This is a genomic window from Klebsiella sp. WP8-S18-ESBL-06, from assembly GCF_014169755.1.
In the GTDB taxonomy this organism is placed as follows: Bacteria; Pseudomonadota; Gammaproteobacteria; order Enterobacterales; family Enterobacteriaceae; genus Kluyvera; species Kluyvera ascorbata_B.
Genome location: NZ_AP022256.1, coordinates 4,064,585 through 4,081,585, shown reverse-complemented (window position 1 = coordinate 4,081,585; position 17,001 = coordinate 4,064,585). Strand labels below are relative to the sequence as shown.

General features: G+C 54.7%; 15 protein-coding genes. 6 read left to right on the top strand and 9 right to left on the bottom strand.

The genetic code is table 11. The features are described 5' to 3' along the window. Window positions 1-5 precede the first annotated feature (5 nt). Window positions 6-944, bottom strand: a complete 939-nt coding sequence (ribF, locus tag H7R76_RS19680; RefSeq protein ID WP_182966205.1) for a bifunctional riboflavin kinase/FAD synthetase — start codon at window positions 942-944, stop codon at window positions 6-8. 328 nt (window positions 945-1,272) lie between these two features. Between ribF and rpsT the strand changes: the two genes are divergently transcribed. Further along, on the top strand, window positions 1,273-1,536 hold the full coding sequence (gene rpsT / locus H7R76_RS19675) for a 30S ribosomal protein S20 (RefSeq protein ID WP_003018940.1): 264 nt from the start codon (window positions 1,273-1,275) through the stop codon (window positions 1,534-1,536). 143 nt (window positions 1,537-1,679) lie between these two features. Here rpsT and nhaR read toward each other — a convergent pair whose 3' ends face one another. The 4 genes from nhaR to dnaK all read right to left on the bottom strand — a co-directional run bounded on the left by nhaR (window position 1,680) and on the right by dnaK (window position 7,102). Then, window positions 1,680-2,576: a transcriptional activator NhaR gene (gene nhaR / locus H7R76_RS19670; protein WP_106925290.1), complete on the bottom strand. Its 897-nt coding sequence runs from the start codon at window positions 2,574-2,576 to the stop codon at window positions 1,680-1,682. 38 nt (window positions 2,577-2,614) lie between these two features. Further along, entirely contained in the window at window positions 2,615-3,784 is a 1,170-nt protein-coding gene (gene nhaA / locus H7R76_RS19665) for a Na+/H+ antiporter NhaA (protein WP_106925288.1), read from the bottom strand. 171 nt (window positions 3,785-3,955) lie between these two features. Beyond that, the gene (gene dnaJ / locus H7R76_RS19660) at window positions 3,956-5,092 is read right to left on the bottom strand and encodes a molecular chaperone DnaJ (RefSeq protein ID WP_106925286.1); all 1,137 of its coding nucleotides are present in this window, start codon (window positions 5,090-5,092) and stop codon (window positions 3,956-3,958) included. Window positions 5,093-5,179: 87 nt separating this feature from the next. Next, a complete protein-coding gene (gene dnaK / locus H7R76_RS19655) occupies window positions 5,180-7,102 on the bottom strand; it encodes a molecular chaperone DnaK (protein WP_106925284.1) in 1,923 nt (640 codons plus the stop codon). A 608-nt stretch (window positions 7,103-7,710) separates the two neighbouring features. On the opposite strand from dnaK, the gene satP reads away from it, so the two are divergent. Continuing rightward, on the top strand, window positions 7,711-8,277 hold the full coding sequence (satP, locus tag H7R76_RS19650) for an acetate uptake transporter (RefSeq protein ID WP_106925282.1): 567 nt from the start codon (window positions 7,711-7,713) through the stop codon (window positions 8,275-8,277). A gap of 251 nt (window positions 8,278-8,528) precedes the next feature. Beyond that, window positions 8,529-9,845, top strand: coding sequence for a hypothetical protein (locus H7R76_RS19645; protein ID WP_182966204.1), 1,317 nt, complete (start codon window positions 8,529-8,531; stop codon window positions 9,843-9,845). Between the two features lie 43 nt (window positions 9,846-9,888). Here the strand turns inward: H7R76_RS19645 and H7R76_RS19640 are convergent, their stop codons facing one another. Together H7R76_RS19640 and mog are read right to left on the bottom strand one after the other, a co-directional pair. Beyond that, complete coding sequence (locus tag H7R76_RS19640) at window positions 9,889-11,184, bottom strand: MFS transporter (RefSeq protein WP_182966203.1); 1,296 nt, start codon at window positions 11,182-11,184, stop codon at window positions 9,889-9,891. A gap of 125 nt (window positions 11,185-11,309) precedes the next feature. After that, complete coding sequence (mog, locus tag H7R76_RS19635) at window positions 11,310-11,897, bottom strand: molybdopterin adenylyltransferase (RefSeq protein ID WP_106925276.1); 588 nt, start codon at window positions 11,895-11,897, stop codon at window positions 11,310-11,312. A 193-nt stretch (window positions 11,898-12,090) separates the two neighbouring features. Between mog and H7R76_RS19630 the strand changes: the two genes are divergently transcribed. Further along, window positions 12,091-13,023 carry an Rpn family recombination-promoting nuclease/putative transposase gene (locus H7R76_RS19630; protein WP_106925627.1) on the top strand — a complete coding sequence of 311 codons (933 nt, stop codon included), beginning with the start codon at window positions 12,091-12,093 and terminating at the stop codon, window positions 13,021-13,023. A 55-nt stretch (window positions 13,024-13,078) separates the two neighbouring features. Here the strand turns inward: H7R76_RS19630 and tal are convergent, their stop codons facing one another. Beyond that, on the bottom strand, window positions 13,079-14,032 hold the full coding sequence (gene tal, locus H7R76_RS19625; protein ID WP_106925274.1) for a transaldolase: 954 nt from the start codon (window positions 14,030-14,032) through the stop codon (window positions 13,079-13,081). Between the two features lie 252 nt (window positions 14,033-14,284). Between tal and H7R76_RS19620 the strand changes: the two genes are divergently transcribed. Both H7R76_RS19620 and yaaA read left to right on the top strand, forming a co-directional pair. Beyond that, window positions 14,285-15,715 (top strand): alanine/glycine:cation symporter family protein, encoded by a 1,431-nt coding sequence (locus H7R76_RS19620; RefSeq protein WP_106925272.1) that lies wholly within the window; start codon window positions 14,285-14,287, stop codon window positions 15,713-15,715. Window positions 15,716-15,781: 66 nt separating this feature from the next. Further along, window positions 15,782-16,555, top strand: coding sequence for a peroxide stress protein YaaA (gene yaaA / locus H7R76_RS19615; protein ID WP_182966202.1), 774 nt, complete (start codon window positions 15,782-15,784; stop codon window positions 16,553-16,555). Window positions 16,556-16,642: 87 nt separating this feature from the next. On the opposite strand, the gene H7R76_RS19610 is transcribed toward yaaA, so the two are convergent. Continuing rightward, window positions 16,643-16,963: a DUF2502 domain-containing protein gene (locus H7R76_RS19610; protein WP_106925268.1), complete on the bottom strand. Its 321-nt coding sequence runs from the start codon at window positions 16,961-16,963 to the stop codon at window positions 16,643-16,645. Window positions 16,964-17,001 lie beyond the last annotated feature (38 nt).

Genomic DNA, 17,001 nt, shown 5'->3' with positions numbered 1-17,001 from the left:
GGCATTTAAGCCGGGTTTGAAAGCCCAAAAAACTCGCGGGCCGTTAATTCATCACGCGCAATCTGCGCTTTTAGTTCATCCAGCGAAGCAAATCGCTGTTCATTGCGTATTTTTTTACGCAGCACTACATCTATATGGCGACCGTAAAGGTCCATTACAACGTCGAGCAAATGCACTTCCAGCTGCTGGCGAACGCCAGCAACGGTCGGGCGCGTACCAATGTTCGCCACGCCCGGCAGGGGCTTATCACCGAGCCCCGTCACTTCCACCGCATAAACCCCTTTTACCGGGGAAACCTGACGACGCAGCGGTAAATTCGCCGTCGGGAAACCAATAGTGCGGCCCAGTTCATCACCGTGCACGACGCGCCCGGAGATAATAAACGGGTGCCCCAGCAGGCTTTCGGCCTGTTCAAGGTTATCGTTGGCCAGCGCCTGGCGCACCGCGGTGCTGCTAATGCGCACGCCGCCGTGGCAGAAGGTTTGCGTACTGGTGACGTCAAAACCGAAATCAGCGCCCGCCTTCTGTAATAACAAGAAATCACCCTGACGACCAGCGCCAAAGCGGAAATCATCGCCGACCGCGAGGAACTGAACGCCAAGCCGTTTGACCAGCAGTTCGCTGATAAAGTCCTGCGCGGTCAGCGCGGCAAAGCGGCGGTCAAAGCGCAGACACAGAACGTAGTCCACCCCACTCTCGGCCAGATAGCACAGCTTCTCACGCAGGCGCGTCAGGCGGGCCGGGGCTTTATCAGCCGCGAAAAGCTCCAGCGGCTGCGGTTCAAAAATCATCACCACCACAGGCAAACCGCGCGATCTGCCCTCGGCACGTAAGCCTTGCAGTAACGCCTGATGCCCACGATGCACACCGTCGAAATTACCAATGGTCAGAACGCACCCGTGTGGGGCCTGACTGAGATTATGTATGCCGCGTATCAGCTTCATGTCTGGCTCAAAAGAGTGAAAATCGTCAGAGTATACCTTGTACAGCAGTCAAGGTTAACCCGCGATTACACCTCATAACGGAAAGAGGGAATGATTTCATCAGCATCCGTTAAAAAGGCAAGAAAATATAGTCGAGCCGCGTGATTTTTGTGCCGGAAAGACTGTATTCGTCTGTCACAAGCTGGTAGAATCCTGCGCCATCAATACGTAATGCAGCGTTGTCAAATTAACGGCGCTTATTTGCACAAATCCATTGACAAAAGAAGGCTAAACGGGCATATTCCTCGGCCTTTGAATTGTCCATATAGAACACATTTGGGAGTTGGCCTTGGCTAATATCAAATCAGCTAAGAAGCGCGCCGTTCAGTCTGAAAAGGCTCGCAAACACAACGCTAGCCGTCGCTCTATGATGCGTACTTTCATCAAGAAAGTATACGCAGCTATCGAAGCTGGCGACAAAGCTACTGCACTGAAAGCATTTAACGAAATGCAACCGATCGTGGACCGTCAGGCTGCTAAAGGTCTGATCCACAAAAACAAAGCTGCACGTCATAAAGCAAACCTGACTGCACAGATCAACAAACTGGCTTAATCGCCTGCTTGTTATCAGCTTTGAAAAAAACCCGCTTAATGCGGGTTTTTTTATGCCTGCTATTCCGTCTGCAGGCAGGATAAAGCAAAGCCGCCATCCGGCATCGTGCACCGAATTGCCTGATGGCGCTTCGCTTATCAGACCTACGCCGGCTCAGCAAACAGCGCCGAATAATCGCGATGGCAAATTCGCTGCACCGCCGGATGCTGAATCATCCTTTCGGCAAAAATTGCGTGATACTCTTCCATGACGTTATCCATGCGGCCAATTTCCACAATGCTGTCGTCCGCATAGAAATCATGGGCATACAGCGTTGGCGCAACAAAGATAGCGTTGTGCGCGGCGCCGAATGCTTTCATCAGCGCGGCATCATCAAACTCGCCGAGGATTTCAACGTTAAGCCCCTGCACGTTAAACCAGTTCAGTAGCTTGCGCCCTAGCATGGAACGACGGCCGGGAATCAGCAGACGTCGCTCCTCAAGGCACGCAGGGAAGGGTTTTTCCGGCGGCGGATTCATACACCAGAAGCTCACGCTACACTCACCAATCTTCACCGAGAACAGCCCCTCCTGCTGCGTGGAATCAATCGGGCAGTCGGAGATAATCATATCCAGCTTGTGCTGGCTGAGCTGCTCCAGCAGCATCTCATGCGTCGATTCAAAGCAGCGCAGGTGAATCTGTTCATCCTCAACCACCGCCGCGTCAAGCACCCCGCTAACCAGTCGTTTCGAAAGCGCATCGGCCACGCCGACGTCGAACAGCAGGTTGGACTCCTTACGGTAGTTCACGATATCCAGCATCTCCTGACTGAGGGTGAACATTTTGTCCGCGTAGCGGAACACCAGCTCACCCAGTTCACTCGGCTCAATACCGCGGCCTTTGCGCTTGAATAACTTCCCCTGCAGACGTTCTTCCAGCGCTTTGATTTGCCCGGTAATGGTCTGCGGCGTAAGGTACAGCGCCTCCGCCGCGCCAACAATGGAGCCTTCCTTGTAGACATGCCAGAAGTAGTAAAGATGGTTGTAGTTAATATGCGACATGCCCTGTGCTCCCCTCTCCTTTGATCATCATTTTTCGCTTACGCCATCACCGGTTTTAAACGGGCGCGCAGCAAGCTGTATCCCACCACAGCCGACAGGACGGAACCTATCAGAATACCAAGCTTGGCCCAGTTAATCAGCGATGGATCGATATTGCCAAACGCCAGGCTGGCGATAAAGATAGACATGGTAAAGCCTATCCCGCACAACAGGCCAACGGCCATAATTTGTGTGAAACTGGCCCCTTCCGGCAGCTTCGCCAGCTTCAGCTTAAGTGCCAGCCAGCAGAACAGGCTGATGCCCAGCGGCTTGCCGATAAACAAACCGGCAATAATGCCCAACGGCAGCAGCGAGGTCAGCCCCTCCAGGGTCACGCCCTGCAGCGAGACGCCCGCGTTAGCGAAAGCGAACAGCGGCAGAATCATAAAGGCCACCCACGGATGCAGCACATGCTCAAGCTGTTTCGCCGGCGATTTGCCGCCCTGCTCGCGCAGCGGAATAAAGAAGCCAACAATCACGCCAGCCAGCGTCGCGTGTACGCCGGACTTCAGTACCGCCGTCCACAGCACAACGCCAACCAGAATATAGAGCCCGGTACGGCGTACGCCGCTCAGGTTTAGCACTGCCAGCACCGCAATGGCAGCACCGGCTACGGCGAGCGACAGCAGGGACAGATCGCTGGTGTAGAACAGCGCGATAATCACAATGGCGCCCAGATCGTCGATAATCGCCAGCGCCATCAGGAAGATTTTCAGCGACGCCGGCACGCGGCTCCCCAGCAGGGCCAGGACGCCAAGCGCGAACGCAATATCCGTTGCCGCCGGAATGGCCCATCCGCTGCTTGCCACCGGGTCCTGCGCGTTAAACGCCAGATAGACCAGCGCCGGCACCACCATACCGCCAACGGCAGCAATCACCGGAAAAACCGCCTGACGGCGGGTTGCCAGCGAGCCTTGCATCAGTTCGCGCTTAACCTCCAGGCCAATCAGCAGGAAAAACACGGCCATCAGGGCATCGTTAATCCACAGCAGCATGTTTTTGTCGATGGCTAAGGCGCCAACGCGCAGCTGAACCGGCGTCTCAAGGAAGGCATGATACAGGCCGCTGGTTGCGCCCAGGTTCGCCAGCAGCATGGCCAACGCTGCGGCAATAATCAGGATGATACCCCCTGAGGCATCATTGCTAAAAAAACGCTGAAGATGCTTCACTTTTACTCTCTCTATTGTGTTTTATACATCGATAAAACCATAGTATCGCGTTTAAAGACTCGGAAAAATCAGGTTATTTCTGGATGATAATTCAGTTTAGCCGATGAAATAAAAAAACCCGAAGCGCAATGCCCCGGGTTTTTTATTCAGCCCTCGCCTTACGGCGAAAGATTAACGAGTCAAATCGTCAAAGAACTTTTTCACGCCGTCAAAGAAGCTTTTCGAACGCGGGCTGTTGTTTTCCCCGGTTGGGCCGCCGAAGCTTTCCTGCAGGTCTTTCAGCAGCTGTTTCTGCTTCTCGTTCAGGCCTACCGGCGTTTCAACGACCACGCGGCACAGCAGGTCGCCCTGCGCGCCGCCGCGCACGGACTTCACGCCCTTGCCGCGCATGCGGAACAGTTTGCCGGTCTGCGTTTCGCCCGGAATTTTCAGCTTCACGCGACCATCCAGCGTCGGCACTTCTATCTCGCCGCCCAGCGCAGCCATCGAGAAGTTGATCGGCACTTCGCAGTACAGGTTGTTACCTTCACGCTCAAAGATAGCGTGCTGTTTCACCTGCACCTGAACGTACAGATCGCCTGCCGGTGCGCCATGCTCACCCGCTTCGCCTTCACCGCTCAGACGAATACGATCGCCGGTGTCCACGCCTGCCGGAATCTTCACGGACAGGGTTTTGGTTTTCTCAACGCGACCGTGGCCGTGACATTTATTGCACGGATCTTTAATCAGCGTACCGCGACCCTGACAGTGCGGACAGGTCTGCTGTACGGCGAAGAAGCCCTGACGCATCTGCACCTGGCCTGAACCATGACAGGTTGGACAGGTCTGCGGCTGTGAGCCCGCCTTGGCACCGCTGCCGTGGCAGACGTCACACTCTTCCAGCGTCGGGATGCGGATCTCTTTGGTGACACCGCGCACCGCTTCTTCCAGCGTCAGATCCATGTTGTAGCGCAGATCTGCACCACGGGACGCGCGCTGACGACCGCGACCGCCGCCAAAGATATCGCCGAATACGTCACCAAAGATATCGCTGAAGTCTGCGCCGCCGCCGAAACCGCCGCCACCGCCGCCCATACCGCCCTGTTCAAAGGCCGCATGGCCGTACTGATCGTAGGCCGCACGCTTCTGCGCGTCGGTCAGGATCTCGTACGCTTCTTTGATCTCTTTAAACTTGGCTTCGGCCTCTTTATCACCCTGGTTACGGTCCGGGTGGTACTTCATGGCCAGGCGCTTGTACGCCTTTTTGATTTCACGCTCTTCCGCTGTTTTGGAAACGCCCAAAATCTCGTAATAGTCTTGCTTTGCCATTGGTTTTTTTCAGCCCCTTAACATGCGAGCACGGGCGGAGAGGAAACCTCTTCGCCCGTGCCGATTAATTACCCTGCATCAGGGCGATTATTTTTTGTCTTTCACTTCTTCGAACTCTGCGTCAACAACGTCGTCGTCTTTCGCATTGTTCGCGGAAGCGTCAGCGCCTGCGGCACCCGCCTGCTGCTGTGCGTGCTGCTGCTGAGCGATTTCCATCAGTTTCTGGGAAACCTGCGCCAGCGCCTGCATTTTCGCTTCGATGTCCGCTTTGTCTTCGCCTTTCAGAGACGCTTCCAGCGCGGTCAGCGCAGACTCGATAGCAGTTTTGTCGTCAGCCGGCAGCTGTTCGCCTGCTTCTTCAACCTGCTTACGAGTGCTGTGCAGCAGATGGTCGCCCTGGTTACGGGTCTGAACCAGCTCTTCAAACTTACGGTCAGCTTCGGCGTTAGCTTCGGCGTCACGAACCATTTTCTGAATTTCTTCTTCGTTCAGACCGGAAGAAGCCTTAATGGTGATCTTCTGCTCTTTACCGCTGTTTTTGTCTTTCGCGGAAACGTGCAGGATACCGTCAGCATCGATATCGAAGGTCACTTCGATCTGCGGCATGCCGCGCGGTGCCGGGCTGATACCGTCCAGGTTGAACTGACCCAGTGATTTGTTATCGGATGCACGTTTACGTTCACCCTGAATCACGTGGATAGTTACCGCAGACTGGTTGTCTTCAGCAGTAGAGAACACCTGGCTGTGCTTGGTCGGAATGGTGGTGTTTTTGTTGATGAGCGCAGTCATCACACCGCCCATGGTTTCGATACCCAGAGACAGCGGGGTAACGTCCAGCAGCAGCACGTCTTTAACTTCACCGGTCAGAACGCCGCCCTGAACCGCTGCACCGATAGCAACAGCTTCGTCCGGGTTAACGTCTTTACGCGGTTCTTTACCGAAGAACTCAGCAACTTTCTTCTGCACCATTGGCATACGAGTCTGCCCACCGACCAGGATAACGTCCTGGATATCGGATACGGACAGGCCAGCATCCTGCAGCGCAACTTTCAGCGGCTCGATGGAACGGTTAACCAGGTCTTCTACCAGGCTTTCCAGTTTCGCACGGGTCACTTTGATGTTCATGTGCTTAGGACCGGTCGCGTCTGCGGTGATGTACGGCAGGTTCACGTCGGTCTGCTGAGCGGAAGACAGTTCAATCTTCGCTTTCTCAGCGGCTTCTTTCAGGCGCTGCATCGCCAGCGGGTCATTGCGCAGGTCGATGCCCTGATCTTTCTTAAACTCGTCAACGAGGTAGTTGATCAGGCGGGTATCGAAGTCTTCACCACCCAGGTGGGTATCACCGTTGGTTGCCAGAACTTCAAAGGTTTTTTCGCCATCAACTTCGTCGATTTCGATAACGGAAATATCGAAGGTACCACCACCGAGGTCGTAGACCGCGATAGTACGGTTGCCGACTTCTTTATCCAGACCGTAAGCCAGTGCAGCTGCGGTTGGTTCGTTGATGATACGTTTGACTTCCAGACCTGCGATACGACCGGCGTCTTTAGTTGCCTGACGCTGAGCATCGTTGAAGTATGCAGGTACGGTGATAACCGCTTCAGTTACCGGTTCACCCAGGTAATCTTCAGCCGTTTTCTTCATTTTCTTCAGCACTTCAGCAGAGATCTGCGGCGGTGCAGTACGAGTGCCTTTCACATCAAGCCATGCGTCACCATTATCTGCGGCAACAATTTTGTATGGCATGATAGAAACGTCACGCTGAACTTCTTCGTCCTGGAAGCGGCGACCGATCAGGCGTTTAATCGCAAACAGGGTGTTTTGCGGGTTTGTCACTGCCTGACGTTTAGCCGGCTGACCAACCAGAGTTTCACCATCCTGGGTATAGGCAATGATAGAAGGCGTGGTGCGATCGCCTTCGGCGTTCTCCAGCACGCGTGCAGTAGTGCCATCCATAATCGCTACACAAGAGTTGGTAGTACCCAGGTCGATACCAATAATTTTACCCATCTAAACGTCTCCACTAAAAATTCAGTCAACATGTGGTTGTGATTCTGTAATAAGGGCGAAACCTACGGTTTCAACAGCCCTGAATCGTTTTTTTTCAGACTCACTCACTGCGGTTGACTACAAGATGGGGTCGCAACGTCATCCATCAAGGGGCAGCGTTAAAAATTTTTCATTCAGTGCGATTTTATTTCTGCCGCCTTGACTGCACACACTCATCAACAGAACCTTAAAAAACCATTACATTCAGTACATTAAATTCATAAAGCACTGTGATTCAGCGCTAAAAGTCGCGCTGCTATGGGATCAAATCCCCCGGCAACATTTCACTCACTGAAATGAGTGCCCTGGTAATAAAAACAATGAAAACCCTTTTAAGCGTCACGATAAGCCCGGCGATCGGCATGATCCAGGCCGCTCCACCATCCCTGCCGTGCAGCATATTGCCCACCAGCGTCGTTTAATTGCCCGCACGGGGAATGAGTTAAAGGGGGAAAATAGTTCATTTTCCCCCGATGAGATCATAGACAGCCCGTTTACTCCTGATTATCATGCCGCGCCCCCCAGCACTGGGGAGATTATTTCACCATTCAATGATGATTTGAGGAATTATGGGCAACACTAAGTTGGCTAACCCGGCACCGCTGGGCCTGATGGGCTTCGGCATGACCACCATTCTGCTTAACCTGCATAACGCCGGTTTCTTCGCCTTTGACGGCATTATTCTCGCTATGGGTATTTTTTACGGCGGTATCGCGCAGATTTTCGCGGGCCTGCTGGAATACAAAAAAGGGAATACTTTCGGTCTGACCGCTTTTACCTCCTACGGCTCTTTCTGGCTGACCCTGGTGGCCATTCTGCTGCTGCCGAAGATGGGGATGAGCGAAGCGCCAAACGCACAGTTCCTCGGCGTGTATCTTGGCCTGTGGGGCGTGTTCACGCTGTTCATGTTCTTCGGCACGCTGAAAGCTGCACGCATGCTGCAGTTCGTGTTCCTCAGCCTGACCGTGCTGTTCGCTCTGCTGGCGGTTGGCAACATTAACGGCAACGAAGCGATTATCCACGTGGCTGGCTGGGTAGGCCTGATCTGTGGCGCAAGCGCCATTTATCTGGCAATGGGTGAAGTGCTGAACGAACAGTTCGGCCGTACCGTACTGCCGATTGGTGAAAAGCACTAATCCTCGCCTCATCTGAAAAACGCCGGCCTGTCCGGCGTTTTTTTTTGCCTGAAAACTACCGTTCCTGGGATTATCACTTCCACGTTATCTGCGCTATTTTCAATAACTTCTCATGATGAAAAGGATGATTGATGATGCGCCTCACGTCTGTATATCCCCTGCTTCTGGCCTGCGGTGCCTTGCTACCCGCGAGCGCTCATGCGCTACCCACGCCCGAAGTCAGAAGCGTTGATTGGGATAAGGAAAACACCGTGCGCGTAGGGAACAGTATCAATACCGTTTACCACATTACGATGTCAGAGGGCTCGCAAAATAATCTGTGGCTAAACGTCGATTGCCAGACCCGGACAAAAACGCTGCTGTATATGAATCTGCAGACGCTGACGGGGAGTCATATCCGCGCCTACGGCGGTAATTCTTTCGCCCGCTACGTTCCCGGCGTGCCTTTCGAGCCCGACGCCGATAGCTTAATGAACACCGATCCCGCGCTGGATGTCTGTAAGCAAAACGTCGTACAGCCTCGCTGGGTAGGGCTGACCAACGCGGATAAGAACGGCGACCAGCCGTTTATCGATCTCAATAACAGCCATCGTCAGGGCAATCAGCTTAACCTGCGCATCGGTACGGATTACGCCCAGGTGCATCGCGAAAAACAGTATGACGCGCCCTACGACTTTAAAATTAGCCAGATACAGGTGAATTGCGATAACCAACAGGCGCGCATTGCGCGAACATTCTCGCTAAATGCCACCTTCGTTACCGACAACGCCACCCCGGCGGAGACGGCCTTCACGTCGCTCCCCTCCTCGCTTATCGCACCGGTAGCAAAACTGTGCGCCTTACAGGATCTTAACCAGTTCACCGGCAGCGGCGCGTGGGTTGCCCGACCAAAAAATGAAGCGGATGCCCCATTGGTAATCCCCGATTTTGAACACAACGATCCGAACGCATTAGCCCGCTACCCGCAGCCAGAAGCGGTAAGCAAGAGCGTGATGACGATACTAAAGAATGGCCATGATGTGCCGACCTTTACCCGCCTCACTTTTACGCCGGTGTGGCCTGGTGATGCGGACATCAGCGGTAAGACCCGCATCGACAGGCTGCCAGACGGCAGCACGTTAACGCTCGATACGCTGGTGCTTAAAGGCGTGACGTTCTATAGCCAGTACCAGCGATTATTCAATCTCGTCGACCTGAAGCAATGGGATTCGATGCAAAACAGCCCGCTTATCGCCCGAACGCTGGAAACCAACGTTAGCGCAGCACCTGTGGTAGGCAAGCAGTATCACTGGCACGCGGTGCTGCAAAACGAGGGCAGCCCGGAGAAAAGCAAATCGAAGCGTCAGGATTGTCGTGCAGAGGGCCCGTGGCGCGATGCCGCGATGCTGAATGAGGCTTTACCTGGCCGCTATATTGAGCTTATCTGCACCGACGACCGGGGCGATGGGAAAGCGATGAGCAGCGATTACGCCTGGCTGGAAGATTTGCGCGTCTTCATTCGTATCGGCTATCAGGAAGCGGGGGAGAAAAAACGGTTTACGTTTAAGGACGTCGCCATTATTCATTAAGGCACATGACGCCGGGGTTGGCGTCACGTGCCCCTGCGTTGGCTTACGCCTCAGCCGGACTACGGCTGGCTGCCTGTCGCTCTTTACGCAGCCAGATACCAAGCCCCAACCCCATCAACGACAGCGCCAGCACGTACCAGGCTGGCGCCATCGGTGATACGCCCATCAGCATGGTGACGGCAATGGGCGTCAGGCCGCCGAAAATGGCATAGGAGACGTTGTAAGAGAAAGAGATGCCGGTAAAGCGTACCTCCGCCGGGAAAGCGCGTACCATCACGTACGGCACCGCCCCTACCACGCCAACGCACAGCCCCACGAGCCCGTACAATAAGAACAGCTGCTCGGGGTGCGTTCCCGCAAGGTGATAGAAAAACCAGCTTGAGCAGGCGAGCAGAATGCTGCCAACGATAAACGTTTTACTGGCACCTATGCGGTCCACAATCAACCCCGCCAGCAGGCAGCCGATACAGAGCATAACCGTTGCGACGCTGTTCGCCTGTAAGGTCAGCGCGGGGGCGAAGCCGTACTGTTTTTGCAGCCACACTGGCGACATCAGAATCACCACTACAATGCCAGCTGAGAGCAGCCAGGTCAGCAGCATCGACACGACCACCGCCGGCTTATGCTTGAGCACCACCGACTTGATGGGCAACTCCTGCGCCAGCGCTTTACGCTGCTGCATTTCAAGAAAAATGGGGGTTTCCTGCAACCAACGGCGCAGGTACATCGCCACCAGGCCAAACGCGCCGCCCAGCAGGAACGGAATACGCCAGCCGCCGTCGTGGATTGCCTGCACGCTCAGTTGGGTATTAATCAGCGTCGCCACCACCGAGCCCAGCAGAATTCCCACCGTCAGCCCTGCCGTCAGCGTCCCGCAGGCAATGCCGATACGACGCGCCGGCACATGCTCGGCCACAAACACCCAGGCCCCCGGTACTTCACCGCCAATCGCTGCGCCCTGTAAAATACGCATGAACAGCAGCAGCAGCGGCGCGGCCAGCCCGGCGCTGGCATAAGTTGGCAGCAGGCCAATCGCTAACGTAGGCACCGCCATCAGCAGGATACTGAGGGTAAACATTTTTTTGCGCCCGACCAGATCGCCGAAGTGCGCCATGATGATGCCACCCAGCGGACGAGCAAGATAGCCTGCAGCGAAGATGCCGAAAGTCTGCACCTGACGCAGCCACTCAGGAATGTCCGCCGGGAAGAAGAGCGCCCCCACCACCGCGGCGAAGAAGACGAAGATGATGAAATCATAAAACTCCAGCGCGCCGCCTAGGGCCGCCAGCGTTAGGGTTTTATAGTCTTGTCGATTCAGAGGTCGGGTGTAATGTGACATAACAAACCATTCGCAAAGTGGAAGTGTTGATATAAGTTTACGTTTTGTGTAAAGCAAAAATGACTATACCGTAAACCCGATCGCGCTCCAGCAGAATGATAGGTTATGTCAGAAAAGAATCACATTCAGGATAAAGTCTCGCGACGAGCGCTCTTAGGGCGGAAAGCTGCTACGACATCGCGGTTCGTTTCAATATAAGGCCCCTCCAGCAACTGTACACAATACGGTACACTTGCAAAGATGCCGTTCACCAGCACGTTGCCCTCTGCGTCTTTCACCCCTTCCAGCGTTTCCTGAATCGCTTTCGGCTGGCCCGGCAGGTTAAGAATGAGGGCCTGTTTGCGAATAACGCCTACCTGGCGTGAGAGAATGGCCGTCGGGACAAAGTGCAAACTGACCTGGCGCATCTGCTCGCCAAAGCCCGGCATGACGCGGTCGGCAATCGCCAGCGTCGCATCCGGCGTCACATCGCGCCGCGCCGGCCCCGTACCACCGGTGGTCAGCACCAGATGGCAGCTCATCTCGTCCACCAGCTCACACAGAGTTTGCTCAATAATGGTTTGTTCATCCGGGATCAGGCGAGTTTCCACCTTAAAAGGGGTCGTCAGCGCCGATGCCAGCCACTCTTCCAGTGCCGGAATACCTTTGTCCTGATAAACGCCGCTGGAAGCGCGGTCAGAGATAGAAACTAAGCCAATGCGTAAAGTGTTCATGATTATTCCGTTAAAACCGTAGCGTTAAGCAGAATAATACACGCGAATGGGCAGCAATACTAAGACCCCTGACGGGTTATCCTCCGGGTTTCCCGAGGCGCGCCGCAAAATGAAAAAGCCAACGGATATTTCTCTGTCGCACGAAGATGCGCAGTGGCAGACTCCGCGAACAGAATTCCATGGAGGGCTGGATATGCGTAAAAACAGGACGCCTACGCCGCATGATTTAGTGTTTAAAACGTTTCTCTCAACGATGGAAACCGCACGGGATTTTATTGCGATTCATCTTCCCCCTGCCCTGCTGCGACTGTGCGATCTGTCAACGCTGAAACTGGAATCGGGTAGCTTTATCGAAGAGGATCTTCACCCCTATTACAGCGATATGCTCTATTCGCTAAAAACAGCCTGCGGCGACGGCTACATCCACGTGCTTATTGAACATCAAAGCTCACCGGATAAGCATATGGCCTTTCGCTTAATGCGTTACGCCATTGCCGCCATGCAGCGCCACCTTGAGGCCGGCCATAATAGGCTACCGCTGGTCATCCCTATTCTGTTTTATCAGGGGCGAAAAAGCCCTTATCCCCACTCAATGAACTGGCTGGATAATTTTACCGACCCGGCGCTTGCGAGACATATCTATAGCCAGAATTTTCCTTTGGTCGATATCACGGTAATTCCCGATGATGAAATTATGCGCCACCGCAGTATGGCTGCGCTGACGCTGATTCAAAAACATATCCGCCAGCGCGATCTCACCCGCTTTCTCGATAAGCTTGCCGGGCTATTAACCCGCAACCACATCAGCGGACAGCAGGTCATTGCGCTGGTAAACTACATGCTCCAGGCGGGAGAAGCACACGATGCCCGTACATTGCTGTATGAAATGGCGCTACGCGCACCACAGTATGGAGACGAACTGATGACATTAGCAGAAGAGTTAAAGCAGGAAGGACGGATAGAAGGAATACAGCAAGGAATTCAACAGGGTATGCAAGTCGGCGAACGCGAAGCCGCGCGGAAAATTGCCCGAGCCATGCTAGAAAAAGGTATCCCGGTCGCCGAGGTGATTGAAATGACCGGCATCGCCGCAGACGAACTTCCCTCCCTGCACCACCATGAATAAAAAAACAGCCCGCTCTCTTTAGAGAAGCGGGCTGTTATCAGGCAAACAGGCTGAATTACAGCAGGTCGCCGATCATTTTTTCCAGTTTTTCCTGGTCAATAGCAAACTTACGGATACCTTCCGCCAGTTTATCAACCGCCATCGGATCCTGGTTGTGCTGCCACAGGAACTCAGACTCGGTGATGCGGCTCGGACGCGCTTTCACTTCACCGGTAAAGGTCAGCTTACGTTCCAGAGGGCCTTCGCTTTCTGCCAGTTCTTTCAGCAGCGCCGGGGCGATGGTCAGGCGGTCACAGCCTGCCAGCTCAAGGATTTCACCGATGTTACGGAAGCTTGCGCCCATCACCACGGTTTCATAACCGTGCTCTTTGTAGTACTGGTAGATTTCGCTAACCGAAACCACGCCCGGATCTTCCGCAGGCGCGTATTCTTTCTTATCGGTATTGGCTTTGTACCAATCCAGAATACGACCGACGAACGGGGAGATCAGGAACACGCCCGCTTCCGCACAAGCGCGCGCCTGCGCGAAGGAGAACAGCAGAGTCAGGTTACAGTTGATGCCGTCTTTTTCCAGCTGCTCCGCTGCGCGGATGCCCTGCCAGGTAGAGGCCAGTTTAATCAGAATGCGATCGTTGCTGATGCCAGCATCGTTGTACATTTTGATCAGGCGCTTCGCTTTCGCGATAGACGCTTCAGTGTCATAGGACAGGCGCGCATCAACTTCGGTAGAGATACGGCCCGGGACCAGTTTCAGAATTTCCAGACCGATATTTACGGCCAGTTTATCGGTGGCATCGACAACCTGCTGTGCGCGGTCGCTGCTCTGGCTACGCGCCCATGCTACCGCATCGTCGATCAGTTTACGGTACTCAGGGATCTGTGCTGCGCCCAGAATCAGGGAAGGGTTGGTTGTCGCATCCTGAGGCTGATACAGCTTCATTGCCGCGATGTCTCCGGTGTCAGCCACTACGGTTGTGTACTGACGCAGAGATGTCAATTTATCCGTCATGATAGTGTTTCTCTTTAAACAGCTGTTAGGGGGATGTAACCGGTCTGCCCCGATAATATCACGCCGCTCTCTCAGCGCAACCGCCGACGTCATGAGACCGCAGAGTATGATAAACTGAAGTATCTGACTTTCAGGACCCGGCTTTCTGCATCCTGATTGTGGTAACGCTTACATTGGCTGAATCGAATCGTGCGAAGCAACGTTGCTTCCTGGGTTCGGCCGCTCATTTCGGCATAGACAAGAGGACGTTTAATGCCTGATTTCCTGTCTTTTATCAGCGAAATTTTGTGGGGCTCGGTGATGATTTACCTGCTCCTGGGATGTGGTATCTGGTTTACATGGAGAACCGGCTACATCCAGTTTCGCTACATCCGTCAGTTTAGCAAAAGTCTGAAAAGAAGCCTGGCACCCTGCGAAGGCGGGTTAACCTCGTTCCAGGTTCTGTGTATTAGCCTGGCCGCACGCGTTGGCAGCGGTAACCTTGCCGGCGTCGCGCTGGCGATCGCCGTCGGCGGCCCCGGTGCGGTCTTCTGGATGTGGGTAGCCGCAATTATCGGCATGGCCAGCAGCTTCGCCGAATGTTCGCTGGCCCAACTCTACAAAGAACGTGACGCCAACGGGCAGTTTCGCGGCGGTCCTGCATGGTATATGTCGCGCGGGCTCGGCATGCGCTGGATGGGCGTACTCTTTTCGCTGTTTCTGCTGCTGGCCTACGGGCTTATCTTTAACACCGTGCAGGCCAACTCCACCGCGCACGCGCTGAAATATGCCTTCGACGTCCCCAGAAGCGCGACCGGCATCGTAATGGCCTTCTTCGCCCTGCTGGTGATGGTCCGCGGCATCAAGGGCGTCGCGCGGCTGAGCCAGTGGCTGGTGCCGTTTATGGCGCTGTTGTGGGTATCGGTCTGTCTGCTGATTACCCTTTGGCACATTGTTGAAATGCCCGCCATCATCAGCATGATCGTGCGTAGCGCCTTTGGCTGGCAAGAAGCTGCTGCCGGTGCCGTGGGCTATAGCGTCAGCCAGGCCATTACCAGCGGCTTTCAGCGCAGCATGTTCTCTAATGAAGCCGGCATGGGCTCCACGCCTAACGCGGCGGCGGCGGCAGCCTCCTTCCCACCGCATCCGGCGGCCCAGGGTATTGTGCAGATGATCGGCGTGTTGCTTGATACCGTCGTTATCTGCAGCGCCAGTGCGATGATCGTGCTGCTGGCGGGTCACGGCACAAAAACCACCAGCTATGATGGAATCCAACTGGTGCAACACGCCATGAGCGTGCTGGTCGGTAGCTGGGGCGCTAGCTTTGTGGCGGTGGTGATGATTATGTTCGCCTTTAGCTCCATCGTGGCTAACTATATCTATGCCGAAAACAACCTGATCTTTCTGCGCTGGAATAAGCCATGGGCCATCTGGCTGCTGCGGCTGTGCACGCTGCTGATGGTATTCATCGGCAGCCAACTGAGCCTACCGGTGGTCTGGCAAATGGCGGATGTGATTATGGCGCTGATGGCCATTACCAACCTGTCGGCCATTCTGCTGCTCTCACCGGTGGTCAGAATTATCGCTCTGGATTATCTGCGCCAGCGAAAACTGGGCGTGACGCCGGTGTTCGACCCGGACTATTACCCCGAAATCGCCCGGCAGCTGGCGCCGGAAAGCTGGGATCAGCCGCCGCGCCAATAGCAGCAATCGATCACCTGTGGCCGTTTTTTTGTTAAAGTTGAGTGAAATTTTCTGCAAGGACTGGATATGCTGATTCTGATTTCGCCTGCTAAAACGCTCGATTACCAAAGCAAGCTTGCCACCACCCGCTATACCCAGCCCATGCTGCTGGAGCACGCTCAAACGCTGATACGAGAAGCGCGAAAGCTTTCTGCTCCGCAAATTAAAGCGCTGATGGGGATTAGCGACAAGCTAGCGGACCTAAACGCTACCCGCTTCCACGACTGGCATCCGGACTTCACGCCGGATAACGCCCGTCAGGCGATTCTGGCCTTCAAAGGCGACGTCTACACCGGGCTACAGGCAGAAACCTTTAGCGATGCTGATTTTGACTTCGCTCAGCAGCACCTGCGCATGCTTTCCGGCCTTTACGGCGTGCTGCGTCCGCTGGATCTGATGCAGCCGTACCGTCTGGAAATGGGCATTCGCCTGGAGAACCCGCGCGGAAAGGATCTGTACCAGTTCTGGGGAGAGGAAATCACCCAGACGTTGAACGCCGCACTGCGTGAACAGGGCGACGACATCGTCATCAACCTGGCGTCAGACGAGTATTTCCGTTCGGTAAAACCGAAAGCACTGAAGGGAAGCATCATTAAGCCCGTGTTCCTCGACGAGAAAAACGGCAAATTCAAGGTGATCAGCTTCTATGCCAAAAAAGCGCGCGGGCTGATGAGCCGCTATATCATTGAAAATCGCCTGTCGAAACCTGAACAGCTGACCGGATTTGATAGCGAAGGGTATTTCTTTGATGCGGAAAGTTCGAGCGCCGAAGAGCTGGTCTTCAAGCGCCACGAACAGTGATAACCCCGCGGGCCTGATAAGCAAAGCGCCATCTGGCAGATCGATAGCGATTGCCGGATGGCGGCGTTGCCTTAGTCGGCCGACAAGTTAGTGATGGTCATTGGGCGGTGGCAGGCGACGATCGTCGCCATGTCCACGCTCGTTATGACCCCGATCGTCATGGCGGTCGTCGCGATCGCGTTTATCATGATGCGGCGGCGTATGAGGATTCCAGCGGTTGTCGCGCCATTCATAATGATCGTTCCACCAGCTATGGTCACGCCAGTGGCCGCCATCCCAGTAACGCCCGTCATTATCCTGGTCGCCAATTTGCAGCTTCACCGCCGGGACCAACGTGATCTCTGCGGCCTGAGTCATAACCGGAGCCGCCAGCATCATAGCCAGTGCCAACATCGCAGGTTTTAACATGGGTAACTCCTTGATTCTTCGTTCGCCAGTATGGCCGA